Origin of the sequence: Bradyrhizobium ivorense (assembly GCF_900696085.1) — a bacterium.
GTDB lineage: Bacteria > Pseudomonadota > Alphaproteobacteria > Rhizobiales > Xanthobacteraceae > Bradyrhizobium > Bradyrhizobium ivorense.
This window is the reverse complement of the sequence record NZ_CAADFC020000008.1, coordinates 93,432-117,532: the sequence shown is the minus strand read 5'-3', so window position 1 is coordinate 117,532 and position 24,101 is coordinate 93,432. Positions and strand designations below refer to the sequence as shown.

Annotated in this window: 17 protein-coding genes and 2 pseudogenes; 10 read left to right on the top strand and 9 right to left on the bottom strand. The window is 58.5% G+C overall.

Annotated elements, in window-relative coordinates:
* Positions 1 to 21: 21 nt before the first annotated feature.
* Genes CI41S_RS11615 through CI41S_RS11605 form a run of 3 tightly spaced genes read left to right on the top strand, consistent with a single transcriptional unit; the run spans position 22 to position 3,061 of the window.
* Positions 22 to 1,176, top strand: coding sequence for an 8-amino-7-oxononanoate synthase (locus CI41S_RS11615; protein WP_139859055.1), 1,155 nt, complete (start codon positions 22 to 24; stop codon positions 1,174 to 1,176).
* On the top strand, positions 1,173 to 1,802 hold the full coding sequence (gene bioD, locus CI41S_RS11610) for a dethiobiotin synthase (RefSeq protein WP_139859054.1): 630 nt from the start codon (positions 1,173 to 1,175) through the stop codon (positions 1,800 to 1,802). Before CI41S_RS11615 ends, bioD begins: the two co-directional genes overlap by 4 nt.
* A complete protein-coding gene (locus tag CI41S_RS11605) occupies positions 1,799 to 3,061 on the top strand; it encodes an adenosylmethionine--8-amino-7-oxononanoate transaminase (RefSeq protein WP_139859053.1) in 1,263 nt (420 codons plus the stop codon). The genes bioD and CI41S_RS11605 overlap by 4 nt, the downstream gene beginning before the upstream one ends.
* A gap of 406 nt (positions 3,062 to 3,467) precedes the next feature.
* Here CI41S_RS11605 and CI41S_RS45270 read toward each other — a convergent pair.
* Positions 3,468 to 3,842, bottom strand: a pseudogene (locus CI41S_RS45270) (NUDIX hydrolase).
* A 1,354-nt stretch (positions 3,843 to 5,196) separates the two neighbouring features.
* Between CI41S_RS45270 and CI41S_RS11595 the strand changes: the two are divergent.
* From CI41S_RS11595 to CI41S_RS11585, 3 genes are all read left to right on the top strand, one after another.
* On the top strand, positions 5,197 to 8,301 hold the full coding sequence (locus CI41S_RS11595; protein WP_139859052.1) for a multidrug efflux RND transporter permease subunit: 3,105 nt from the start codon (positions 5,197 to 5,199) through the stop codon (positions 8,299 to 8,301).
* Positions 8,302 to 9,080: 779 nt separating this feature from the next.
* Positions 9,081 to 9,971: a sulfite exporter TauE/SafE family protein gene (locus CI41S_RS11590; RefSeq protein ID WP_139859051.1), complete on the top strand. Its 891-nt coding sequence runs from the start codon at positions 9,081 to 9,083 to the stop codon at positions 9,969 to 9,971.
* A 1,206-nt stretch (positions 9,972 to 11,177) separates the two neighbouring features.
* A complete protein-coding gene (locus tag CI41S_RS11585; RefSeq protein WP_430642056.1) occupies positions 11,178 to 12,317 on the top strand; it encodes an MFS transporter in 1,140 nt (379 codons plus the stop codon).
* Positions 12,318 to 12,562: 245 nt separating this feature from the next.
* Here the strand turns inward: CI41S_RS11585 and CI41S_RS11580 are convergent, their stop codons facing one another.
* Both CI41S_RS11580 and gmd read right to left on the bottom strand, forming a co-directional pair.
* A complete protein-coding gene (locus CI41S_RS11580; protein WP_139859050.1) occupies positions 12,563 to 13,615 on the bottom strand; it encodes a GDP-L-fucose synthase family protein in 1,053 nt (350 codons plus the stop codon).
* Complete coding sequence (gene gmd, locus CI41S_RS11575) at positions 13,596 to 14,681, bottom strand: GDP-mannose 4,6-dehydratase (RefSeq protein WP_139859049.1); 1,086 nt, start codon at positions 14,679 to 14,681, stop codon at positions 13,596 to 13,598. Before gmd ends, CI41S_RS11580 begins: the two co-directional genes overlap by 20 nt.
* Before the next feature lie 1,171 nt (positions 14,682 to 15,852).
* On the opposite strand from gmd, the gene CI41S_RS11570 reads away from it, so the two are divergent.
* From CI41S_RS11570 to CI41S_RS11560, 3 genes are all read left to right on the top strand, one after another.
* Positions 15,853 to 16,107, top strand: coding sequence for a hypothetical protein (locus CI41S_RS11570; RefSeq protein WP_139859048.1), 255 nt, complete (start codon positions 15,853 to 15,855; stop codon positions 16,105 to 16,107).
* 5 nt (positions 16,108 to 16,112) lie between these two features.
* Positions 16,113 to 17,939, top strand: a complete 1,827-nt coding sequence (gene glmS / locus CI41S_RS11565; protein ID WP_139859288.1) for a glutamine--fructose-6-phosphate transaminase (isomerizing) — start codon at positions 16,113 to 16,115, stop codon at positions 17,937 to 17,939.
* Between the two features lie 309 nt (positions 17,940 to 18,248).
* Positions 18,249 to 19,070, top strand: coding sequence for an effector protein NopP (locus CI41S_RS11560; protein WP_139859047.1), 822 nt, complete (start codon positions 18,249 to 18,251; stop codon positions 19,068 to 19,070).
* Between the two features lie 662 nt (positions 19,071 to 19,732).
* On the opposite strand, the gene CI41S_RS45265 is transcribed toward CI41S_RS11560, so the two are convergent.
* Positions 19,733 to 20,218 (bottom strand): transposase, encoded by a 486-nt coding sequence (locus CI41S_RS45265; protein WP_139859046.1) that lies wholly within the window; start codon positions 20,216 to 20,218, stop codon positions 19,733 to 19,735.
* Between the two features lie 163 nt (positions 20,219 to 20,381).
* On the opposite strand from CI41S_RS45265, the gene CI41S_RS11545 reads away from it, so the two are divergent.
* Entirely contained in the window at positions 20,382 to 20,819 is a 438-nt protein-coding gene (locus tag CI41S_RS11545) for a hypothetical protein (RefSeq protein WP_139481219.1), read from the top strand.
* On the opposite strand, the gene tnpC is transcribed toward CI41S_RS11545, so the two are convergent.
* The 5 genes and pseudogenes from tnpC to CI41S_RS11525 all read right to left on the bottom strand — a co-directional run bounded on the left by tnpC (position 20,820) and on the right by CI41S_RS11525 (position 24,094).
* Entirely contained in the window at positions 20,820 to 22,403 is a 1,584-nt protein-coding gene (tnpC, locus tag CI41S_RS11540) for an IS66 family transposase (protein WP_139859286.1), read from the bottom strand. It abuts the gene before it with no gap.
* Positions 22,404 to 22,502: 99 nt separating this feature from the next.
* The gene (gene tnpB, locus CI41S_RS45260) at positions 22,503 to 22,676 is read right to left on the bottom strand and encodes an IS66 family insertion sequence element accessory protein TnpB (protein ID WP_430650016.1); all 174 of its coding nucleotides are present in this window, start codon (positions 22,674 to 22,676) and stop codon (positions 22,503 to 22,505) included.
* Positions 22,627 to 22,854, bottom strand: a pseudogene (gene tnpB / locus CI41S_RS45255) (IS66 family insertion sequence element accessory protein TnpB); the annotation flags it as partial. The pseudogene tnpB (CI41S_RS45255) and the gene tnpB (CI41S_RS45260), both read right to left, overlap by 50 nt.
* Complete coding sequence (gene tnpA, locus CI41S_RS44945; RefSeq protein ID WP_172626723.1) at positions 22,851 to 23,240, bottom strand: IS66-like element accessory protein TnpA; 390 nt, start codon at positions 23,238 to 23,240, stop codon at positions 22,851 to 22,853. The gene tnpA and the pseudogene tnpB (CI41S_RS45255), both read right to left, overlap by 4 nt.
* A 419-nt stretch (positions 23,241 to 23,659) precedes the next feature.
* On the bottom strand, positions 23,660 to 24,094 hold the full coding sequence (locus CI41S_RS11525) for a response regulator transcription factor (RefSeq protein ID WP_139859045.1): 435 nt from the start codon (positions 24,092 to 24,094) through the stop codon (positions 23,660 to 23,662).
* Positions 24,095 to 24,101: the final 7 nt, after the last annotated feature.

The following is a 24,101-nucleotide window of genomic DNA, read 5'->3' as shown; positions in this document are numbered from 1 at the left end:
GATACTCCCTGGGAGTGGCGAATGAGCCCAATCCAAGCGGCCAAAATTGGCGACTATCTCAAGGCACTGGACGCCCTGAAGGACGACAACCGTCTGCGCGGTCTTAGGCCGCGTGCGGGGATCGATTTCGCTTCGAATGACTATCTGGCGTTGGCTAGCGCCCCGCGTTTGAAGAATGCCATCTCGGCTGCGCTCGAGACAGGGACCACGATCGGAGCTGGTGGGTCGCGGCTTCTGCGCGGCAACTGCGAGGAACATGAAGGTCTCGAAGCGGAAGCGGCTCAGTTCTTCCGAGCAGAGACGGCTCTTTTCTTTGGCGCCGGTTATGTCGCAAATTTTGCCGTCCTGACGACTCTTCCACAAAGGGGCGATCTGCTCGTTCTCGATTCTCTTGTGCACGCGAGCATTCATGAAGGCGCGCGAGCTGGCCGGGCCGAGATTCGGATAAGTGCCCATAACGATCCCCAGTCGGTGGAAAATGCAATTCGTGACTGGCGGGCAAAGGGCGGAGCCGGCCGCGTCTGGATCGTGGTCGAAAGTCTGTACAGTATGGACGGTGATTTTGCGCCGCTTGCTGAACTCATCGTAATCGCCGATCGGCATGATGCGTTCCTGATGGTGGATGAGGCACATGCTACAGGCGTTTTCGGTGAGCACGGACGAGGACTGGCCGCCTCCTATGAGGGCCGCGAAAACCTCGTGATCGTTCATACCTGTGGCAAGGCGCTGGGTGCAGCAGGCGCACTAGTTACGACCACACGAGTGCTGCGCGACTTCATGGTCAATCGCTGCCGACCGTTCATTTTCGCCACCGCACCGTCACCTCTAATGGCCGTCGCAGTGCGAGAGGCATTATTGATCCTGCAGGATGAACCTAAGCGGCAACAGCGTCTAGCCAGCCTGGTTACGTTCACGCATCGAGAGATCATCGCGCGCGGTGGCCTGACTCGTGCAGATTCGCAAATCGTTCCATACATCGTTGGTGACAATGCGCGCGCGATGCGGCTTGCATTCGCGCTGCAAGCTCGCGGCTTTGATATCCGTGGGATCCGGCCGCCAACCGTGCCGGCGGGGACGGCCCGGTTGAGAATTTCTCTGACCTTGAACGTCGGCGAGGATGACGTGCGCGCAATGCTTGATGCCCTAATGGAAGAGGTCAGAGGCGAAGTCTCATGAGCCGCCGGTTCGTGGTGACCGGCACCGATACCGGCATAGGAAAGACGGTCTTTTCCGCCGGGCTCGCCAATTTTCTCAGTGCGGATTACTGGAAGCCCATTCAGGCCGGTCTCGACGGGGAGACCGATTCACAGCTGGTCGCACGGTTGGGTGAGCTTTCCGATGATCGCATTGTCCCGGAGTGCTACAAGCTCAAAACACCCGCTTCACCGCATTATGCCGCCGAAGCAGACGGAATTTGCATCGATACCGATTTGCTCGATGCGCCAGATTCCGTGCGCCCGTTGGTGATTGAAGGCGCTGGGGGGCTCATGGTACCTCTGAATGGCAGCACACTTTATATTGATGTCTTTGCGCGATGGCAGCTGCCGGTCGTGCTGTGTGCGCGTACTTCACTCGGCACTATCAATCATTCGCTATTATCGATTGAAGCGCTGCGAAGTCGAAACGTCAATATTCTCGGGATTGCATTCATTGGCAACGAAAATCTCGACACGGAGAGCACGATTTGCAGCATCGGACGGATTCGGAGGCTTGGCCGACTTCCTCGACTTTCTCCACTCTCGACAAGTACACTCCGCAACGCATTCTTAACCTCATTCCGGCGCGACGATTTCAACCCATGAGGCGCAAACAGACGTCGCCGATTTGGCACCCTTTCACGCAGCATGCGCTGCAAGAGAGTATGACAAAGATCGTGGGGGGGAAGGGAGCTCATCTCTATACCGCAGATGACCGTCGCATCATTGATGCAATTTCCTCCTGGTGGGTCGTGACCCACGGCCATTGCCATCCTCATATCGTAAGCGCCATCCAGGAACAGGCAGAAAAGCTCAACCAGATCATCTTCGCTGGCCATACTCATGAACCGGCCGAGGAGGTGGCTGCACTGCTCTTGAAGCTTGCGCCGCGTGGCCTCGAGTATGTCTTCTTCTCCGATAGCGGTTCGACCAGTGTGGAAGTGGCGCTGAAAATGGCGCTCGGTTACTGGAACAACATCGGTGAGCCGCGGACACGTGTGGTCGCGATGCAGCACTCCTATCACGGCGATACAGTGGGGACGATGTCAGTTGGCGCGCGGGGCGTTTTCAATGCAGCGTACGAGCCACTTCTGTTCGATGTCACCACAATCCCATTCCCGGCGAGCGGTCATGAACAGGCGGCCATCGATGCGCTCGAATCTGCATGTCGGAATGAAGCTCCGGCCGCCTTTATTGTGGAGCCCCTGATATTAGGTGCGGGTGGGATGCTCATGTATCCGAACTGGGTGTTGAAAGAGATGAGGCGGATCTGCGAGCTCTCGGATGTCCTCTTCATTGCCGACGAGATCATGACTGGCTGGGGTCGCACCGGAACATTGTTCGCTTGCGAACAGGCGGATATCTCGCCGGATATTGTCTGCTATTCCAAAGGCCTCACAGGCGGATCGCTTCCGCTCGCGGTGACGCTTTGCCGCGGCGACATCTTCGATGCCCACTATTCGAAGGATCGTGCACGCACGTTCTTCCACTCAAGTTCATATACCGCGAATCCCGTAGCGTGTGCTGCGGCAAGGGCAAACCTCGAGCTCTGGCAGCAGGACGCCCGCAAGCACATGGCGTTGGTCGCCGCGATGCAAGAGCGGCTTATTGCGCCATTCCGCAGTGACGCCCGTTTTCTAAACGTTCGCCGGACCGGGACCATCACGGCGCTTGATCTTAAGGCCGGCGATGCAGGTTATCTCGCGGGCATTGGTCCGAAGCTTCAGACTTTCTTTGAGGGGCGAAATCTGCTGCTCCGGCCGCTCGGAAATACGATCTACCTGATGCCGCCTTATTGCGTCACGGAAGCAGATCTTAAGGAGATCTACGAAGGCATCAGGGATGCTGCCGACGCGCTGGCTTGAAGATCTGGTTCGGGCGGGGAGCCATCCGGCCAGATGCAGCCGAAACAGCGCACGGCCATAGACGCGCAAATTCGGCTCATCTGCAAAGGGATGATGCTGCCGACTCCATAGCGCGATTCAGGTTTCAAAGATAAGTGGCACGGCGCGCATCCGGTGCGGGCAACCACAATCCGGGCGGGCGACGAGATGAGTAAGATGTCGCCTTCTGCCAGGCGACGATCAGTCGCTATTTCGACGCGTGCAACGTGGCTGGCTATGAGGCCCTGATGGCGACTGCTTCTTGTTTGTTTCGGCATACCCGACGGTCGCTAGTCCAGTGGTAAGCCCGTCGGACGGTGAGATCCATGCGATGCGGCGAAGTCAAGTTTGTTGCCTTGAGCGGAGATCAACCGTAACCGGCTATCGTTCACTTGGGAAACAGCTTGTCCCGAATGTAGCGGGATGTCGGCGTTAGCCCGATCCGTCGCGGCTTGCGCCAGACCGCCTTGTGATTTCCTTTGTGTCACCAATCTTCTTTGGCCGGACGCTTTCTTAGCCACGAAAATAGCATCGCCCATCTTGTGCCCAGATCGGCGGTTCGTGCCCTTCACTTCTTTCCGGAGCTTTACGGTCCGAGTTTGATTTTCGGAAGTTCTTCCGCAATCTCTCGACGAAGGCTCGCCCTGTCACTCTCACGGGCACGCTAGCAGCCCCCCGGAAACATCCAGAGCCCGTCGCGACGGCGTCTGACCAGAAGCGCACGCCCGTTCTTCGCAACGACAAGTTTTGAGGATTTTGCCATAATGGCCCGTAACCGACATGCCGTGGTCACCCGGCGATGTCCGGTTTTAGGGGTAAAGCCGACACGGCGGATTACGAGTAGGCGCCCCAGCGCCGGTATAGATCCGGCCTGGATCCTTGCGGCGAGGGCGGAACAAAGCCGTGTTTGTCGGGCGTGCAACAGACCGTGCACGGCATCCGACAGTGCGGCCGCACATGCAGGCGCATGGTCCTTGTGTGGCTGATCCGGCTTCGCCTCCCAGACCCAGCGGGTATCACTGCAGCAGTTGCGGCGCGGTGAGGTAATAGATCCCTCCCCGACACCATGAAAGAGCGAATGCCGCACGTTACCTTCGGCAGTTGGCACGATTACTCGATTTCGACGATCAGCTTCGGCGCAACCCAGATCGCCTTGTGCTCGATTCGTTTGGTGTAGGCCTGCGTTTTACGGATCAGCGGCGTCAGGCGTTTGTGGAGATATCGGCGGCCGAGGCCTTGTCGAAGCCGTGGTCGACCTTGCTGGCGTAGATCAACTCGTCATCCTTGGCTAACATAGATACCGTCCTATTCATTGCCGTTCAGCGCAAAGCCCTCAATGACGCGAGTGCATATCTCTCACGCGCGCGGACTCTCTGAGTCAAACCTGCGTATGTCGGCTTTTCCAACCCCATCGCGTGGACGGACTAGATACTTCGAGATGAAATCCTGCCTCGAGCAAAACGAATGGCGCAGTCGATCGCTTGCGAGCCGACCTAGGGATGGTGACAATGCCCAAGAAGAAGCTTTTGAGTGGCACGAGGCCGCCTACGAGACTGGCCCGTCGCCCGACCCGCCTGGGGGGATACTGTGGAAGTTAAGTCGGACCGAGAACAAACCTTGGTATAGGCTTTGCAGCCCATGCGATATTACCTGCTTACCTTTGTAGAGTTGAGCCTCCTTCAGGTTGTCCCTACTTTCGATTTCGAAGCTGAATCATTCGATCGAACGGTCGACCTTGAACTGACGCGATTCACCTAGAAGGCGTTGCGCTCCATTCAGACTTGAGCACGAGAGTAAATGGAAACACGTGAGCCCACCTCTACATCTTGAGGCGGACCTCAGGCTGATTGCGCGCAAAAAAAAAGACGCGGGTCGTTATCTTGCGAAGGCGCTCTCTATTCGAGATCGCGCTCAGCCAGCGGGTCCGGCGTTCATTCAAGCAACGAGGATGGAAGAAGCGGAGGATTGAGCCTCTGCTTGGGGACATGTGAGGCTTTAGAGCGGCCGTTTTCGTTTCCCTCATAATAGTGGCTTGGCCGCAGTGGCCGCTTTAATGGCGATGGCCGTAGCGCGACGTGCTAGCGAGTTTGCGTCACCCTCTTTGAATGCGAGTCGAGATGACATTTACAGAGCTTTTCATCAAACGTCCCGTGTTGTCTATCGTAGTCAGTCTCCTGATCTTGCTGATCGGCCTTCGCGCGGCCACTGTTCTGCCAATCCGGCAGTATCCCAAGCTGTCTAATACGGTCGTCAATATCACGACCTCCTATCCTGGCGCCTCCGCCGACATGATCCAAGGCTTCATCACCACTCCTCTGGAGCAGGCGGTCGCTTCCGCAGATGGCGTCGACTATGTCACTTCCTCATCTGTGCTCGGTACGTCGACGATCCAAGTCTATATCAAGCTCAATTTCGATCCCAATGAGGCACTCACCGAGGTGCTGTCTAAGGTCAATTCAGTCAAATATTTAATCCCGAAGGAATCAAACGATCCGGTCGTCACTAAGTCATCCGGTCAGGCCACCGCTGTCATGTACATCGCCTTCTCCAGCGCGGAACTGACTGCCAGCGCGATCTCGGACTATCTCTCGCGCGTCGTGCAACCGGTTATGTCGACCGTCGACGGCGTCGCGGCGGCAGACATCCTGGGCGGCCAGAGTTTTGCGATGCGGCTGTGGCTCGATTCTGCGAAAATGGCGGGGCACGGCGTGTCGCCGGCAGATGTTTCGGCTGCAATCGCCGCCAATAACTTCCAGGCCGCGGCCGGCCAGACCAAGGGCTACTTCACTATCTCCGATGTCACGACAAATACCGACCTGCGGAGTGTCGATGACTTCAAGCGCATGGTCGTCAAAGCCAATGACGGCGGCTTTGTACGCATGGAGGACATTGCGACAGTCGAGCTTGGCGCGCAGACGGCAGACGTCAGCGTCTCCATGAACGGCGAGCACGCGGTCTTCATCGGCGTGCAAGCGAGCCCGCAAGGCAATCCGCTGAACATAGTGCGAGGTGTTCGGGCGCTGTTTCCAGAAATGGAGCGTAACTTGCCGCCAGCACTGAAGATGAAAGTGGCCTACGATTCCACCAAATTCATTCAATCGTCGATCGATGAAGTGGAGAAGACGCTCATTGAGGCCGTCGTGATAGTGGTGCTGGTCATCTTCCTATTCCTGGCCTCGCTTCGCTCGGTCATCATTCCTGTCGTTACTATTCCGTTGTCGCTCGTCGGTGTCTCCAGCATGATGCTGGCGCTGGGGTTTTCATTCAATCTCCTTACCCTTCTTGCGATGGTGCTCGCGATCGGTCTCGTGGTCGACGACGCGATCGTGGTGGTGGAGAACGTTCATCGCCATCTGGAAGAAGGTGCGCCGCCCCTGCAGGCTGCGACGAAAGGGGCGCGCGAGATCGTGGGCCCCGTCGTCTCCATGACGATTACGTTGGCCGCCGTATACGCGCCCATCGGCTTTCTCGGGGGGCTCACCGGTGCGCTGTTCCGCGAGTTCGCGTTTACGCTGGCGGGCGCGGTGATCGTGTCGGGCGTGATCGCTTTGACGCTGTCGCCGATGATGTGCTCGGTCTTCCTGAAGAGTGCTGAGGAGGGGCGGTTTGCAAGAGTTGTGAACCGCGTGTTCGGCGCCACGACACGCTGGTACGGACGCCAGCTCGACCGCTCGCTCGACTATCGTCCGATTACCGGGCTGTTTGCCCTGACCATGCTGGGTCTCGTGGGTTTTCTCTATATGCACACTTCCAAGGAACTCGCGCCGGAGGAGGATCAAGGTATTGTATTCGCGCTAACTAAGGCGCCGAAATACGCCAATATCGACTACCTCGACTATTACGGCGCCAAGCTCGAGAAGGCGTTTCAGAAATTTCCCGAGACCGATTTGAGCTTCGTGCTCAACGGCACTAGCGGCTCGCGGGCGGGGATGGCCGGCATGTTGCTCAAGCCTTGGGATGAGCGCAAGCGGTCATCGATCGCGCTAAAGTCCTTTGTCCAGGTCGAACTGTCCAAAATCGAAGGTATTAACGCATTTGCTTTTAGCCTGCCGCCGCTTCCGGGAGGCACGGACGGGCTACCAGTGCAGATGGTGATCAATTCGACACTAGGTTTCCAATCCGTCTATGAGCAGATGTCGAACCTGAAGGATGCCGCGCGCAAGAGCGGTCTGTTCATGGTCAGCGACTCTGACCTCGAGTTCAACCAGCCGGTGGTACGAATCAAGGTCGATCGATCGAAGGCCAACGATCTTGGCATCACGATGCAGAATATCGGTAACGCGCTCGCCACCCTACTTGGCGGAAACTACGTCAATCGCTTCAATCTGCAGGGCCGCTCCTACCAGGTGATTCCGCAGGTGCCGCGCGAGGAACGCCTGGCCCCGGAAGCGATCGGGAACTATTATGTGAAGACCGCGACGGGCTCGATGCTTCCGCTATCTACCGTAGTCTCGATGGAGACTGCGACTGATCCGAACGCACTTACGCACTACAACCAGCTCAACTGCGCGACCTTTCAAGCCGTGCCGATGCCCGGCGTCACGATCGGTCAGGCCGTGGACTTCCTGGAAGCGCAAGCAAAGAAACTGCCCGCAGGCTTCAGCCACGACTTCCTTGCCGACGCCCGGCAATATGTGCACGAGGGTAGCCAACTTTCCATCACCTTCGCGTTTGCCCTGATCGTCATATTCTTGGTGCTTGCGGCGCAGTTCGAAAGTCTGCGCGATCCCCTTGTTATTATGATCAGCGTGCCGATGGCAATCGTCGGCGCCTTGATACCGCTGTTTTTGGGCTGGGGGACGATGAACATCTACACCCAGGTCGGACTGCTGACGCTGATCGGGTTGATTTCCAAGCATGGCATCCTGATGGTTGAGTTCGCCAATGAACTGCAGCTCAAGGAGCGACTTGACCGTCGCTCGGCTATAGAGATGGCGGCGCGCGTCCGATTGCGTCCAATCTTGATGACGACGGCGGCGATGGTCACGGGCCTCATACCCTTGTTGACCGCAACGGGAGCTGGCGCCGCGAGTCGCTTTTCGATCGGGCTCGTGCTTGTCGCTGGCATGTCTATCGGCACGCTCTTCACTCTCTTCGTGCTGCCGGCCGTCTATGTCGCGATCGCGTCCGATCACCGGGCCGACGCGAGTGCCGGCCACGCGAAGAACGGTACCGAGGTTGAACTCACCGGCGCCGCTGACGCCCAGCTGGCCAAGCAATAGCGATAACTCAATTCTGGTTCGCTCGATGGTTGCTCCCTATAGGACGTTGTTCGCCGACCGCGGTGATTTCATCGGCTCGAATTCGCGAGGGTACCGAAGGATGATCTCCGCCTGCCGCCCTTCTGTCGACCCATCATTCGCTCGAGGTGAAGGACTGCACCGCCAAAAATACGGCCGGCTCATGATGCCGATGCGGTCAGCGATAGAGCCTAGGACGGCTTCACACTGAATCGCGCATTGAGATCTTCACTCCGTGCTGCCTAGCTTGGCGAGCGTCAGGCGTCCGGCGAAGAACTTGTCGGCGATGCTGAAAAGGTGGTGTTGCTGTTATCCCAACGGCTTTGGAGGAGAATCACTTGTTTCCATCTGAGCGCGTCACATTGATAGTTGAAACGGACGACCTCTGGGTTGCAACGGCCTTAGGGTTACTTACCGACAGTTCAAGTCAACCGGTGAACGGTTCGGAAACTGGTCGTCAGGAGCCATGATATCTACGACCGTCGCAATCCTGGCTTCGACACGAAAACCATCGATCACCAGCCGAAAAATGGACTGACCCGTATTGGCTGAGTGATCGTGGTCGCGTAGGGGAAGTGTACAGCCGAAGTGGATAATGGGAGAAACTGTTGAACTTTGCGCTTGGCCACAGCCAAAGCCAATGTGATGGCGGTCGAAGCTGTGAAGCTGGTGGTCAGAATCTGCCGCAATCCTGATGATCAATGCCCATGTCTGATCCGCTCACGTGTGATCGGACGTGCTCCGGACTAGGAAAGTTAAGAATGCCTGAGTTTGATGGTGCTATGTTATTCTTGGCCGCAACAACTTGCTTTGCGGCCTTTGTAAATGGAGCCATTGGCTACGGTTTTTCGTCGCTCACTGTGCCCCTTGCGCTGGTTTTCTACACCAATCGCATTCTCAATCCCGCCATCGTCGTCATCGAGGTGTTCGTCAACGTTTACGTCCTCTTCATCAATCTGAAGGGCGTGCCGGCGGCTTGGGGACGAGTGTTTCCCATCTTGCTTGGGCTCTTGCCGGGCATTGCGCTCGGCGGCTATGCGTTGGCCTCACTGCAGCCGGGGTGGATCAAATTCGCCACGTACACGATCATTTTGCCTCTGATCTTGTTGCAAGCCGCGGGCTGGCGCCGCCCCATCGAAGCAAGCTGGCTGATCGGTCTGCCTTTCGGGGCGATGCTGGGCATCCTCTATTCGGTGACGACTATCTCCGGCCCGCCTTTGGCCATGCTGTTTAACAACCAGGGCCTGGTCAAAAACGAATTTCGCGCCGGCCTAGCCCTGGTTCGCGTAGTGGAATCGGGCGCGACCGCCTTTGTCTATTACAAGCTCGGCCTTTTCATTTCCGAAAGCGGCAGCCTGCTCTACGCCTTCATACCCAGTGTTGTGCTCGGCATCCCGCTGGGATCCTACGTCATTCGGCGGCTTGATCCGGAGATGTTCCGACGTATCTGCATGAGCTTTGATGCTTGGATCGTGGGATTCGGTCTGTCACGGGTGCTGATCGAGCTTGATCTCGTGCAGAACGCCTGGGCTTACAGCGTGATGACGGCGACGATACTGATCGATTTTTGCTTGCTATACTCTTTCTTTACCACGCACAGTCCGACCTGGTCAGAGCGACAGTCACGGCGTTCTGCGGATATAAGCGCTTGAGGGATGTCGGCGGGCGCCTCAGTATCGAGCATGCGCGCGTCTTGACCTGACCAGCCCGATAGCAAAGGTAATTGATGACTGCACGCGACGCAGCTGTTGCCTTTTGGCGGCAACATAAATGGCAGGGAGGATTTGGTTGATTGCTCGATGATAACCCCCAGCGCTCTGACGCCGGGAATTTGGAATCGCAGCTCTGAACCTTCGGAGGCAGTTGTTGCAGCCTTACCACTCGAAGTGGTTGTGATCGTCGCCTGCGAGCGCTAATCGGTCAAAAACGGATCACTCGAGACACAAACACATCGAGCGGGGCGCGGAAACCATCTTGCAGTCTGAAGCCGGAATAAGGGAAATTCTCAGGTATCGAGCCCGACAGTGACGGCTTGCGGGACCGGAGCTGACCGCGGCGAGCTTCTACACTACACCGGGACATCGGATCGCGGCAGATCCGAACGGGACGGAAATCACTCCAAGCGCCGTGCCACGTTTGAAGATCATCTGTGCGATATTCAGCGGAGAGTTTCCTTATCGCGATCCGAGCCACATGCGGTGCAATTTCTTCCCAACAACGAGGCGGCAATTCGCCGGCCATTGGACGGGCGGAGACGCTTCGGAAAAGCCAGCCGTAAATGCAGAGCCGTCGGTCGCTGCCGCAGCAATAGCGGGTTCGAAAATCGTGCGCCGCACAGCCGCGGGTTGTGCTCGCCGTACGGCGTTATCCGGAAGACAGATCCACGAATGTTCGTTGTATTGAGCTCAGGCGTAGCGCGGCGCCCTTGCTTCTGATGAGAGCTTCCAGATTGACAAGAAATTCTGCCGGGGAACCTACGGCCGTATTCGCGCTAGCTGTGGTGTTCTTCTCGAAGTACACGCAAGGTCCGGGTGCCGTCGGCTTTGTGCGCTTTGCGACAAAGCCATCTTGAGCTGTTGCACTTCTGACTGTCGGAAACAAGCAAAGACTGGCGTCCCTCGCAAGGCTAGCCCATCCGAGAACGATAGGCCGAGACACGTGTCTGGGGGCGTGAGGATCATTCCGCGTTGACGCTCGCCGCTCTAGCGGTGGCCCGAGCTTTTACGATGGCATCGCATTTGCAACGATGAAAATGTCAACGTGAGGCCATCATCGTCGAGCTGCGGGCCGCTTGCAGGCGACGCACACAGGATGAGGGGCGCCGCGCTCACCAGCCCGTTCTCTCAGGAGTGCCTGTGATACCATCTGCCAATTGGGCTACCGGCCTGCTTGGGACGCGGCTTGCGTTCTTTGTCGCCGGATTTGGCCTTGCGGCGTGGGCGCCTTTGGTGCCGCTCGCCAAGGAGCGGCTCGCGGTAGACGACCGCATGCTTGGTCTTCTGCTGCTCTGTCTCGGAATGGGATCCGTTCTCGCTATGCTTTTGACCAGCGTGTCGAACGCGCGGTACGGCAGCAAGCCCATTATCCTCGTGGGTGGACTCGGCCTCGCGCTTATCCTGCCGTGGCTTTCTATCGCCGGAACATCTCTTACGCTGGGCGCCACGCTGTTTGCCTTCGGCGTTTCACTCGGTTCGATCGATGTCGCCATGAACATTTATGCGCTCGAATTGGAGCGCGTCACGGGCCGTCCATTGATGTCCGGCTTCCATGCCCATTACAGCATCGGAGAATTTACCGGATCTGCCGTCGTGACTTTGTTCCTCTCGCTTCAGCTTGGTCCGCTTTTCTCGACGTTAGTCTGTTCGACGTTTATGATGATCGCGATTGTGTCGGCCTGGCCGCGGTTGACCGCGACGAGCGTAAGGCAGCAGGGGCCAGTGTTTGTCTTGCCCCATCGCAGTGTGGTGCTAATAGCTGCGCTCGCGGCTATTACGTTTCTTGTCGAAGGTGCAATGCTTGATTGGAGCGCTTTACTTCTCGTTGGGCAAGATCTTCTCGCTGAGGCGCATGGAGGTCTTGGCTGTATGCTCTTCGCCATCGCGATGACTGCAGGACGTCTCGGTGGAGATGCCGTGGTGGAACGAATTGGCGACCGTGCCACATTGATGCTCGGAACTCTACCAATCATGATAGGCTTCCTGGCTGTGGTCGCCGCGCCGGTTGCGGTGATTGCCATGGCGGGGTTCCTGCTTATTGGATTGGGTATTTCAAATGTAGTACCTGTACTGTGTCGCCGCGCCGGCAAACAGAAGGTGATGCCGGTAGGCGTTGCGATCGCGGTCATCACGACAGCCGGCTACGCGGGTATACTGATGGGGCCTGCCAGCATCGGGCTCGTCGCACACATGACCGGCTTGCCTTTTGCGTTCGGCATGTTAGGCGCGCTCATGTGCATCGTCACGCTGTCGGCGCGGATGGTCATAGCCGACCCTCGCTAGGCCGCTGATCGAGAGGAAAAGGTTGCCGGCGCGTTTCGAACCGATGATCGGTTGCGGCGCCGTCGGTTGAGACTGAGGGGCGATCAGGTCTCAACCTGATAGCAGTAAGACGGCACGTCTCGATCACAACCATTCCTCTGTTCCTGCGAGTCGGCTCGCTGAACCGTAGCTAGAATGTGCGTGTCACTTGGATGATCGGACGTCCAACCGCTGCTGACGAAGAGCGTGGGCAACGCGCGGCAAAGTCAACCGTTACGTCGAGGGACGGGGCAGCGAGGGGATACCCGCCCACGGATCCTCGGATCGGCCTGCTTACGCCACTTGTCGGGGCAAGCAGTTCGCTCTGGGGCCGTCCATTTGTTATCGGCAAGATATGCCCGATACGTTAGCTGAATGCCCTCCTCCAGTGAGGTCTGGGCACGCCAGCCGAGCCTGGCCAGACGACTGACATCGAGCAGCTTGCGCGGCGTGCCGTCCGGGCGCGATGTGTCGAAGCTGATCTCGCCGCGAAAACCGACGGCGGCCGCGACCATGAGTGCGAGTTCGGCGATGGTGATGTCCTCGCCGGTGCCGATGTTGACCAGTTCCGGCGAGGAATAGGTCTTCATCAGATGGATGCTGGCGTCGGCGAGATCGTCGACATAGAGGAATTCGCGGTGCGGCGCGCCGGTGCCCCACATCGCGACGCTGCCCGCGCCCGAGACCTTGGCCTCGTGGAAGCGGCGGATCAGCCCGGCGACGACGTGGCTGTATTCGGGGTGATAATTGTCGCCGGGGCCGTACAGATTGGTCGGCATCACACTGATGAAGTCGGAGCCGTACTGGCTGCGATAGGCTTCCGCCATCTTGATGCCGGCGATCTTGGCGATCGCGTAGGGCTCGTTGGTCGGCTCCAGCGGGCCGGTCAGCATCGAGTCCTCGCGCAGCGGCTGCGACGCCAGCCGCGGATAGATGCAGGACGAGCCGAAGAACATCAGCTTCTCGCAGCCATTGGCGTGCGAGGCCTGGATCACGTTGGTCGAGATCGCCAGATTGTCGTAGAGGAACTCGGCGCGCAGCGTGTTGTTGGCGACGATGCCGCCGACCTTGGCCGCGGCGAGGAACACCGCCTGCGGCCGCTTGGCGGCGAACCAGGCATCCACCGCGGCCTGGTTGCGCAGGTCGACCTCGCTGCGCGAGATCGTCAAGAGGTCCGCCCCCTCGCGCGCCAGCCGGCGCAGCAGCGCCGAGCCGACCATGCCGCGATGGCCGGCGACGAAAACCGTCTTGCCCTTCAGTTCAAACGGAGCGTTTGCCATTGGCGGCGTCCTGTCTGGCTTCGGCGAGATCGCCGGCGACCATTTCCTTCACCAACTTCGCGAACGACGTCTTCGGCTTCCATCCGAGCTTGGCGCGCGCCTTGCTGGCGTCGCCGATCAGAAGATCGACCTCGGTCGGGCGGAAATAGGTCGGGTCGATGCGCACCACGGTCTTGCCGGTTGCCTTGTCGATACCGACGTCGTCGACGCCCTTGCCGCGCCATTCGACGCTGCGGCCGACCTCGGCAAACGCCAGCTCGATGAATTCGCGCACCGAGCGGGTCTCGCCGGTCGACAGCACGAAATCGTCGGGGCTATCTGCCTGCAGGATCATGTGCATGCCCTCGACATAGTCGCGGGCATGGCCCCAGTCGCGCTTGGCCTCGAGATTGCCGAGATAGATCGTCTTCTCCAGGCCGACCTCGATGCGGGCGACGCCGCGGGTGATCTTGCGGGTCACGAAGGTCTCGCCGCGAATCGGGCTCTCGTGATTGAACAGGATGCCGTTGCAGGCGAACATGTTGTAAGCCTCACGGTAGTTCACCGTGATCCAGTAGCCATAGAGCTTGGCGACGCCATAGGGCGAGCGCGGATAGAACGGGGTGGTCTCCTTCTGGGGCACTTCCTGCACCAGGCCGTACAGTTCCGAGGTCGAGGCCTGGTAGAACCGGGTCTCCTTTTCCATGCCGAGAATGCGGATCGCCTCCAGGAGGCGCAGCACGCCGATCGCGCCGGCGTTGGCGGTGTATTCCGGGCTCTCGAACGAGACCGCGACATGGCTCTGGGCCGCCAAATTGTAGACCTCGGTCGGCCGGATCTGCTGCATCAGCCGGATCAGATTGGTCGAATCGGTCATGTCACCGTAGTGCATCAGGAACGGCACATTGCCGACATGCGGGTCCTGATAGAGGTGATCGACGCGCGCGGTGTTGAACGAGGACGACCGCCGCTTGATGCCATGCACGGTGTAGCCGAGGCCGAGCAGATATTCGGCGAGGTAGGCACCGTCCTGCCCGGTGACACCGGTGATCAGCGCCACGCGCCGCTTCGAGTCCTGAGCCGCCATGGTTTCTCTTAGTTCCGCCGGAACGAAAGCGCCCTTTCGAAACGCAATTTGCGGAGCGCTTTCTCGATCTAGATGCGCAAGCGCGCACCACCCGCAATAAGAGGAAAGCGATCGTTACTCTAGGTCATACATCTCATATAGAAATGTGCACTATATACATTGATTTATTCTCGACTGTACCATTCAGGTTCAAGAAAAGAACGTCCGTTAACACAGGCGGCCCGCCTGACACCCGCGATGGTCCTAAGCAAACGAGCGGGACGAAAACGCCGTACGCGCAGCCAGACGCGATGCTCCAGCGATGTTTCCAATGAGATAGATGCCGACGGTGTTATCCAGGTACATGCTATATCCATTTTGCGTGGTCTCGCCACGGCCGGATAGAGTGATGTGCTGAGGTGCAGTTGTCGATGCATTTGGGAATGACGGCATACAAGCCAGCACAGCGAAGCTGCACACCAATATCGTATTCTACAAAGCGGACGCACCTTCAGAGTCCGAACAGAGCACGCAATCTGGTCAATAGGGTCATCGATCAGTTCGCATAGTGGACGGCAGACGCAAGACGAAATGAGAAAGAGTAGCAAACGTTGGTATAGGTCTTCGAACGTTTCGATATCAAAAGCTTACGTTCGTACAATAGAGTGTTGGATGCCAATCGTATAGCTTACATCCGAGTATGATGAGCGTCTTAAGCCAGCACGACAAAATCGTTCCAAACAACACAGGACATACATACTAGAGCGGCTGCGTAAATACACCGACGGCTGGCCATGTCGAAAGTGCCGTGAGGCGGCTTCCCTTATCCAATGGAGCGCGGCCGGTGCAGGCCTCTCGTGGAGACCCTCGGTGAGGGGCGGGGCTCAGTTGCCCCTACACCAGCTGCTAACCGGACCGGCCGCGTCGCAGCTCGCTTTCTCGGGAGTTTGAGCTGAAGAGCCGTGAATGGCTCATCAGCGGCGATGAGCCAAATAGGATATGACGTTTTACTGTGAGACAACTAGTCTGCCGATCTGGTTCAAATGTCCTCAATCTATGAAGCCTGAGGGCTTGCGCGATATGTCCTCGCAGCGGGCTTATTGCGACGCCGATGGCTATCGTCGCCATCGAGCAACGGGTCTGTTTGTTTTGGGATTAGATGCCGCACCAAGCCGCGCAAGCGTGCCCGGATATGGAGCTCACCTCGAAGCAGCCACGCCATTCGCTGCCGCATCACAGTTTATACCCGATGGCGGCAAGCAAAGGCGTAGCGTGGCTGGGCGAGGCGATGATGGTTGAAAGAGACCGAACTCACGCTGTGAATGCGGCGGCGATACAGGCAGCCGCGTCAAATTCCGAGCTTGATCCCCTTACCAATCGGGTACGCGAATTTCGTGAAAATGCTCTTTTAGGGGATGTTTGGCTTCTTGAACTTGGGCTGCATTGATCGATATGTGTGGAATAGTAGGCATCTTGGGACGTGGTCCGGTCGCTGGGCAATTGATCGCTTCGCTCAAGCGATTGGAATATCGTGGCTATGACTCCGCGGGCGTCGCGACGCTCGAAGGTCTCCATATTGAGCGCCGGCGCGCTGAAGGTAAGCTGAGAAACCTTGAGGAGCGGCTGCGCGATTATCCGCCGTCAGGTCATAGCGGTATTGGTCACACTCGCTGGGCGACGCATGGAAAACCCACCGAGAGCAATGCTCACCCGCATGCAACGGAAAATGTCGCGATCGTTCATAACGGGATCATTGAGAATTTCCGCGAACTGCGGGCCGAACTGGAGCGGAATGGAGCTCATTTCAGCTCAGAGACGGACACCGAGGTGGTGGCGCATCTCGTCGAATCGTACCTCAAGAATGGCTACTCGCCGCAGGATGCGGTACAAGCCTCGCTGCCACGACTGCGCGGAGCTTTCGCTCTGGCATTCCTGTTCAAAGGCCATGAGGATCTTTTGATCGGCGCGCGCAAGGGGTCGCCCCTTGCGATCGGGCATGGTACCGGCGAAGTTTATCTAGGATCGGACGCGATCGCACTCGCGCCCTTGACTGATGCCATCACCTATCTTGAAGACGGCGACTGGGCCGTGCTTACCCGCACGATCTGCATGATCTATGGCGCAGACGGGACGGTCGTCCATCGGGAAACATCAAAGTCTGGCGCGTCGTCACTCCTGGTGGACAAGGTGAACTATCGCCACTTCATGGCCAAGGAAATCCACGAGCAGCCGACAGCGGTCGGTCAGACATTGGCGCATTATCTCGATATGTCAGCCGAACGCGTAGCCCTGCCGCTCACACTACCGTTCGACTTTAATTTTATTCAGCGCATCTCAATTACGGCGTGCGGCACGGCAAGTTATGCCGGTTATATCGCCAAATACTGGTTCGAGCGGCTGGCGCGCCTGCCTGTCGAAATCGATGTTGCGTCCGAGTTCCGCTACAGGGAGGCGCCTCTGCGCCACGGCGATCTCGCGATCGTCATCTCGCAGTCGGGGGAAACCGCCGACACGCTGGCTGCGTTGCGCTATGCCAAGAGCCAGGGCCTGCACACGATATCCGTGGTCAACGTCTCGACGTCGACGATCGCGCGCGAGAGCGAATCCGTGCTGCCGACACTGGCGGGTCCAGAAATCGGCGTCGCCTCCACCAAGGCATTCGTCTGCCAGCTGGCGGTGATGGCGGCGCTTGCCGTCGCAGCAGGCAAGGAGCGCGGCAAGCTGTCCGAGTTCGATGAATCGGAACTCGTACGTGAGCTTATCGAAGTGCCGCGGCTGATTGCTGCGGCGCTGTTGGTCGAACCACAGATCGAGAAGCTCGCGCGTGATATCGCAAAGGCGAGCGACGTGCTATATCTCGGCCGAGGCACATCGGCGCCCCTGGCGTTGGAAGGCGCGCTCAAGCTGAAGGAAATCTCCTATATCCACTCAGAAGGTTATGCCGCCGGCGAGCTCAAGCACGGACCAATCGCATTGATCGATGAGACCATGCCCGTGGTGGTGATAGCACCTTACGACGACGTCTTCGAGAAAACCGTCTCGAACATGCAGGAAGTCGCCGCTCGAGGCGGCAGCATTATCTTGATCACCGATGCGAGGGGCGCTTCGGAAGCGACGGTGGATACGCTCATGACCATTGTGTTGCCAAACATGGCTGCAAGCTTTACGCCCATGGTTTATGCCATCGCGGTGCAACTGTTAGCCTATCATACCGCCGTGGTTATGGGAACGGACGTGGATCAGCCGCGCAATCTTGCAAAGTCGGTCACTGTTGAATAGACGTCGCGCCAACGTTGACGTGCTCTCCCGTGACAGTTCTGCGGATACAAGAACATGACAGACAATAGTCTGGCTCGCCGCCGCGTTCTGCCCGAGATTGTCGAGACTACGATCTGCGAATGGCTCTGGTCCGGCGCCAACAGCCCTCGGAAGGAGAGCGATCCGATGGCCCGAAAAGGCGAACTTTCGGCCGATCTCATTCGTGATTGACGCTAGTCAGCTTACCGTCAGGTCGCCTGGCTACTTTGGCGTGGCCCAATGAGCCTCAAATCAATAAGAAACTCTCTTGCCTTAGGAGTACGGATCCTCATGTACGGTCGAATCGGTGGATATTATAAAGCAGATACGTGGGCATCCCACGACGGACACGTGGATGCAGGAGATTTCGAGGGCAGGTTCGCCAACATGCACCTGTCCGCAGCGGAGCCGACCTCCTCTTCTGCAGCGCCAACGTATTCCCTCGTGACCAAACCTCCGATAGTGCCGATCGACAAGGAGACGTTTCGCAGGGAAGCAAAGGTCTTCCAAAATGATGATGAAATATTGCGCATCGCCGAGAATCCGCGGGAGTACTCGCGTTTCGTATCGACGCGAGCTAAGAACGTCAGAGAGGCTGCAGAGGACTACGGCACGACCAGAGATTCGGAGAACGCGCGATACTACAGCTATGAACTAGGAAACAAAACTGTCGCACTGCTGCGGACGGAAGGCGGATACAGCATGAACGAATTCCACGACGACAGGTGGCGAGAACTGTTTCCCGGGCGAGAACACATCACCTCCGTCGTCGATCTTCAGCTTGCCCATCCCTTGGTGGAGAACGCAGGCGATATTCTGCTCGAGTATCAGCTTCGGCGAGATGCGCGAGAGGGCGAACAACCGTTGCTCAAATGGTATCCACTTAATGAAGAATCGAAAGTTCGCGCGGCGAAGTTAGGTTTCGTAGAGGTCGACGATTGCAATATGGTACTTGATCCTACTCAGCATCCTGACAAATGGACAACGAATAGCGCAGGTGAATGGCAGCGCGCCAACAAACCTGAACGATATCTCGCTAAAGCAGACGACGGAGAGCGCCGTAATGTTCATGTAGCAAGCTCCGGGTACGAGTACGAGGATGACTATATGTGATGTTAGACCGGTGAGAACACGTTGACACACTTCGTCTATCTTCCTGGTTCTTGCGAACGATAGTCGTAAACTGCAGTGCGCGCCTGGGGTGCGCCTGCCCCATTTGCCGCATCCCGTGGGCTCAATGAAGCGCAATCGTTTTACGGAAGAGAAGAGGTATTCGGCGCCTCCGGATTGCGCCACCGGAATTCCGCCTTCGGACTTGAGACAAGCCGGTAAAGTGCATTTCCGTGCGGCCCGCCGCGTTCATTCCGACCAAACACGAGAGCCAGGTTTCGCCTTGCCCGGTTCCGGGGTTCGGTACCATTTCCGCATCAAAGGTTTGATGCGAGATCGGTATTTGTGCGCCAACCAATGCGCCATCTTCTAGAATACGGCATGGTCGATGCGCCGGAATACGTGCGCAGGCCGGCGATCATGTCGACCGTGCTGACACCTTGATTGCCGGAAAGGGCTTCAGTGAGCTCGCGAACAAACCCCTTCGCCTTTTCCTTGGTATCGTTGTGACGACGGACATGCGCCTGTGCGCCCCTCGCTTGCGAATGAGGTTCCCGGGTGGCGTCAGCATGAACGTGTCCGTCGGATCGCAATGAACACATCACTCAACGCAGCAAGGCCAGGCGTCCCGCGCACCTCCAGGCGGGCGCCCTGGAACTCAACTGTCACGACGGCGCATCCGGTGATCTGGAAGGCTCCCCGGCGGCCGGTAGCGCCGCCTCCGACACCACCGGCACGAACGACAATGTATCGGCCAAAGCCGGCAGCACCAACTGACCCAAACGCGCCCGGCGCCGCCAGTAATGTACCTGCTGCGGCCGGCAGCCATGACGGCGTGCGATATCCGTGAGAGTCGCCCTTGGCTCAAGGCTTTCCCCGACGATCTGGACCTTCAAATCGTCCGGCCACTGCTTGCGACCTGAGCCAGCATACACTTCGATACGCGGCGACAACGGTCGTCTTATGTCGTCCACTGGTCGTCGATTAAGAGCACCCTTGCTGCAGGCGACTCCATCCCCATAGAAATCTTCCAATAGCTCCTGAAATGTGGTGCTTGAGATATCCACGATGGGTGGTTTAGCAGTTAGTGAGTACGGCCGTGCTGTTGCCGAAGATGAACCAGTGTAGTGCCTTTGCGGCGCAACCTGCATACCGGAGAAAACATCCTCGAAGCTTTGTGAGCGTCACGAGAGGATCACCGGTGCCCGGGCTTGACTTGCGCGGAATGCTCTGGATAGCGCGGTCGGGATGATTGACGCCGCCGGCGCGCGGTGATGGGTTGATCTCGGTTCGGAGCGGGCAACGGGGATCAGAATGACCAGCGAGTCGCAGCTGCGCGAGAAGCTTCGGAAGATCGAGGCGTTGTTCGTGGGTGCCGGAACTGCTGGTGAGCGCCTTGCAGCGGAAGCCGCGCTGCTGCGGGTGCGAGCCCGGGTCGAGGAACTCGCTCGCCACGATCCACCGATCGAACAGCAATTCTCACTTCCCGACCAGTGGTCTCGGCACCTGTTTTTGGCGCTTTGCCGTCGCTGCGGGCTGCGGCCGTTTCGTTATCACCGCCAGCGACGCAACACGGTGATGATCCGCGCGTCACGGGGCTTCGTCGACAAAGTGCTGCTGCCGGAGTTCACCGAGCTGGAGAGGGCGCTGCAAGTCTATCTGCACGAGGTGACGCTGCGCGTGATCCGCGAGGAGATCTATGACGACACCAGCGATGCGCAGGAAGTTCCAGATGCCCTGCCGTCGAACTGATCAGGCGGCGAGCTTTGCCGGCGAACTGTCGCGCTCGGCCCTCCAATTCCACGGCAGCAGCATGTGCAGCTGATTGAACTTGGTGCGCCCGGAAACGATGCGCTCGAGAACATCGGTCAGATAGTGCCGCGGGTCGATATCTTGCAGCTTTGCCGAGTTGATGAGCGAGGCGAGAATGGCCCATGTCTCGGCGCCGCCTTCACTACCGGCGAACAGGTAGTTTTTCTTTCCCAACCCGATCGGCTTGATGCTGCGCTCGACCGTATTGCTGTCAATCTCGATGCGCCCATCATCGAGGAATCGCGTCAGGCCTTCCCAATGGTTGAGAGTGTAGCGGATCGCCTTGCCAAGGCCGGATTTCTTCGAGACTTCCAGCAGTCGTGCCTCGAGCCAGGGCTTGAAGTCCTCTATCAACGGTCTGATGTCGGACTGTCGCACCGCAGCTCGCTGCGTCGCCGGCAAACCGCGGATTCGATCCTCGGTGGCGTAGAACATCGCGATCCGTTGCAGCGCTTCCGCGGCAATCGGCGACTTGGTCGCGACGTGAACGTCCCAGAACTTCCGCCGCGCATGCGCGAAGCAGAACGCCAGCTGCACCAGATGGCCGCCGCTCTTGATCAGGCCCTTGTAGGCGGCATAGCCGTCGACCTGCAGGATGCCGTGGTAGTCCCCGAACAGCTGCTTGGCGCGGATCGCCTTGCGATCCTCGGCGAACACGTAGACCACCGCCGGCGGCGCCGGGCCGCCCCACGGGCGGTCGTCGGTGGCGATCGCCCAGAACTGGCAGACTTTGGTTCTGCCACGGCCGGGATCGAGAACTGGCAGCGGCGTCTCGTCGGCAAACAGCCGCGGGTAGGACATCACCGCGTGGCGCAACAGCGCGTGAAGCGGCTTCAGCCACCAGGCGACGCGGCCCATCCACGCGGCCAGCGTTTGCCGGTCAAGCGTGATGCCTTGGGCGGCAAACATCTGTTCCTGGCGATACAGCGGCAGCTGGTAGCCGTATTTCATCACCGCGACGTGGGCCAGCAAGGCTTCCGTCACCATTCCACCGTCGATCGCCTGGGCCGGCGCGGGTGCCTGCAGTATACCCTGGCGGCATCCCCGGCAGCCGTACCGTGGACGCACGATGCGCTTGACCCGGTACTGCATCGGAATGACGTCGAATGCTTCCTTGACGGTCTCCCCGATCCTGTGCAGTTGCTCGCCGCAGCAGGGGCAGATGTGGCTCTTGATATCGATCACGACATCGATGCGCGGCAAATGCTCCGGAAGCTTCCCCCGGTTGCGTCGCGCCGGTCGCTTTCCACGGCCCTCCGCTCCGTCAGGCAGCCTGCCTCCGGTCACGTCGTCGTTGGCGGCGGCACGAGCCGCCTGTGCCCTGATGGTGAAGAGAGACAGCTGTCCGATATCCAGTGTCTTGGAGCGCGGACCGAAGATCGTGCGCTTGTACTGGGACAGGATCATCAGGAGCTTGTCGTTCTCCTGGATCGCAGCGTCGCGTTGGGCGATCGCTGCATCACGCTCGGTCGCCAGCGTGCTGCATTCCTCCGACAACGCCGCGAGCCGTGACGATAGCGCCATCACGGTTTGTCGGAGCAATGCTGGATCGAAAGGCAAATCACTCATGCAGAGTGATTCTACAACAACTCCGCATGAGTGACGAACGGCTCTTGATAATGATCAACCAGCTCGTACCGGCTGATCCACAACTCGCATCGACACATGCCTCCAGTCCGAGCCATCGATTAGCACCGAGAGCTGAGCATGAGATAGCGACATGACGCCTTCCTTGATCGGCGGCCAAGTGAACTGCCCCTCGATTCTTTTGCAGTAAAAGGACAAGGCCGCTTCCATCCCAGGTCAGGATCTTTACGCGATCTCGGCGCTTGGAGCGGAAGACATAAAGTCCCCCGTCGAACGGATTGGCTCCAAAGGCCTCGCTCACCAGCATCGCCAGCGAGTCCATGCCGCGGCGGAAATCGACCGGCTGCGTCGCAATCCAGATCGACAACCCAGCTCGAACCCCGATCATCGACCAACCGTCCTGACTGCCGCCAGCACCTCGCACAGTGCCTGCCGGTCGACTGTCCCCCTGATACGGATGCGAACCGCGCCGACCTCAATCTCGATCGCCGCCTGCTCCTCACTCGGGCCCCCACAGCCGGCGATCGCGACCGGGACAAAGCCAGCTGGCATGCCTCTGTCCCCTTGCTCCCCGGTGCCCTGGCGACGCCAGAGAAACAACAGGCTTGGACTGATGTCGTGTCGCCGCGCAACCGCGGACACGCTTGCACCCGGCGCAAAACTCTCCGCGACAATCGTCGCCTTTGCATCGGTCGACCAGCGCCGACGCCGGCCCGTCCCGGTGATGATCTCGACACGCTGCAGCGTGTCGGCGCCGTGTTCCAGGATAGGCATATGCCTATCCTTATCGCTATCCTTACGACTATCCTTAGACATTGTGACCTCGCGACAAAACATTCCGCGAGATCTTCCTAGCCCACCAGATCAACCCTCAGCACGTGGTCTCTGCATGACGCTCACGAAGCTTTGGCTGCCTTGATCTGTGCGCACCACCGGTTTCAGTTTGCGTCATTGCATCAAAGTCGGAACTAACCATCCATGGAAAGCTGGGTGAACCATCTAGTCGATTGTACATGGATGTTCGCGCTCCGATCTAAGAAACCTGGTATGAGTGTCAGGCTACTAAGGCCTAGCGGGACTTGAAAGTCAGACTGTCTGACGAGAAGCTGACTGCGCTGCCAAGAAGTTGATCGAGATCGTCTCTCGCGCGAAGCGCCTAGATCAGACCTAAAGTTGGCGGTCGGCTGATCGTTTCAGGTGTCTCCGCCGCCGCCGTTCTCCTCCAGTGCGGCATCTAGGTACTCTATCAGCGTATGTCCGGCGAAGGGCTTGGCCAAGAAGCCAGCCGCTCCCGCGCTCAGGGCTGAGGCGCGCACGCGGTCGTTGGGGAAGGCAGTAATGAAAATGAATGGCACACCGTAGCCACGGGTCCGCATTTCCGCCAGCAGGTCCAAGCCGCTCATAACCGGCATCTGCACATCCGTAATTACACAGGAGGTTTCGTTCAACCGCGGCGACCTCAAGAACTCCTCGGCCGACGCAAACGTTTGAACGACGTAGCCACGCGATTTCAAAAGGTTCTCTGTCGCCGCACGGACCGATGCGTCGTCATCAACGACAGAAATCAAAGGCGTGGACAAGACAGGCCCTCCTTGCGCGGGACTAGCGACTGCCGAGGCATTAGCCATCCCTGGA

Excerpts from the sequence above, each read along its gene's own strand:
- CI41S_RS11605 (WP_139859053.1), top strand. The coding sequence starts at position 1,799 with ATGAGGCGCAAACAGACGTCGCCGATTTGGCACCCTTTCACGCAGCAT.
- CI41S_RS11615 (WP_139859055.1), top strand. The coding sequence starts at position 22 with ATGAGCCCAATCCAAGCGGCCAAAATTGGCGACTATCTCAAGGCACTG.
- CI41S_RS11570 (WP_139859048.1), top strand. The coding sequence starts at position 15,853 with ATGGAGCTCACCTCGAAGCAGCCACGCCATTCGCTGCCGCATCACAGT.
- CI41S_RS11560 (WP_139859047.1), top strand. The coding sequence starts at position 18,249 with ATGTACGGTCGAATCGGTGGATATTATAAAGCAGATACGTGGGCATCC.
- CI41S_RS11580 (WP_139859050.1), bottom strand. The coding sequence starts at position 13,615 with ATGGCAAACGCTCCGTTTGAACTGAAGGGCAAGACGGTTTTCGTCGCC.
- CI41S_RS45265 (WP_139859046.1), bottom strand. The coding sequence starts at position 20,218 with ATGCAGGTTGCGCCGCAAAGGCACTACACTGGTTCATCTTCGGCAACA.
- gmd (WP_139859049.1), bottom strand. The coding sequence starts at position 14,681 with ATGGCGGCTCAGGACTCGAAGCGGCGCGTGGCGCTGATCACCGGTGTC.
- CI41S_RS11525 (WP_139859045.1), bottom strand. The coding sequence starts at position 24,094 with ATGGCTAATGCCTCGGCAGTCGCTAGTCCCGCGCAAGGAGGGCCTGTC.
- tnpA (WP_172626723.1), bottom strand. The coding sequence starts at position 23,240 with ATGCCTATCCTGGAACACGGCGCCGACACGCTGCAGCGTGTCGAGATC.
- glmS (WP_139859288.1), top strand. The coding sequence starts at position 16,113 with ATGTGTGGAATAGTAGGCATCTTGGGACGTGGTCCGGTCGCTGGGCAA.
- tnpB (WP_430650016.1), bottom strand. The coding sequence starts at position 22,676 with ATGGAAGCGGCCTTGTCCTTTTACTGCAAAAGAATCGAGGGGCAGTTC.
- CI41S_RS11545 (WP_139481219.1), top strand. The coding sequence starts at position 20,382 with ATGACCAGCGAGTCGCAGCTGCGCGAGAAGCTTCGGAAGATCGAGGCG.
- CI41S_RS11590 (WP_139859051.1), top strand. The coding sequence starts at position 9,081 with ATGCCTGAGTTTGATGGTGCTATGTTATTCTTGGCCGCAACAACTTGC.
- tnpC (WP_139859286.1), bottom strand. The coding sequence starts at position 22,403 with ATGGCGCTATCGTCACGGCTCGCGGCGTTGTCGGAGGAATGCAGCACG.
- CI41S_RS11595 (WP_139859052.1), top strand. The coding sequence starts at position 5,197 with ATGACATTTACAGAGCTTTTCATCAAACGTCCCGTGTTGTCTATCGTA.
- bioD (WP_139859054.1), top strand. The coding sequence starts at position 1,173 with ATGAGCCGCCGGTTCGTGGTGACCGGCACCGATACCGGCATAGGAAAG.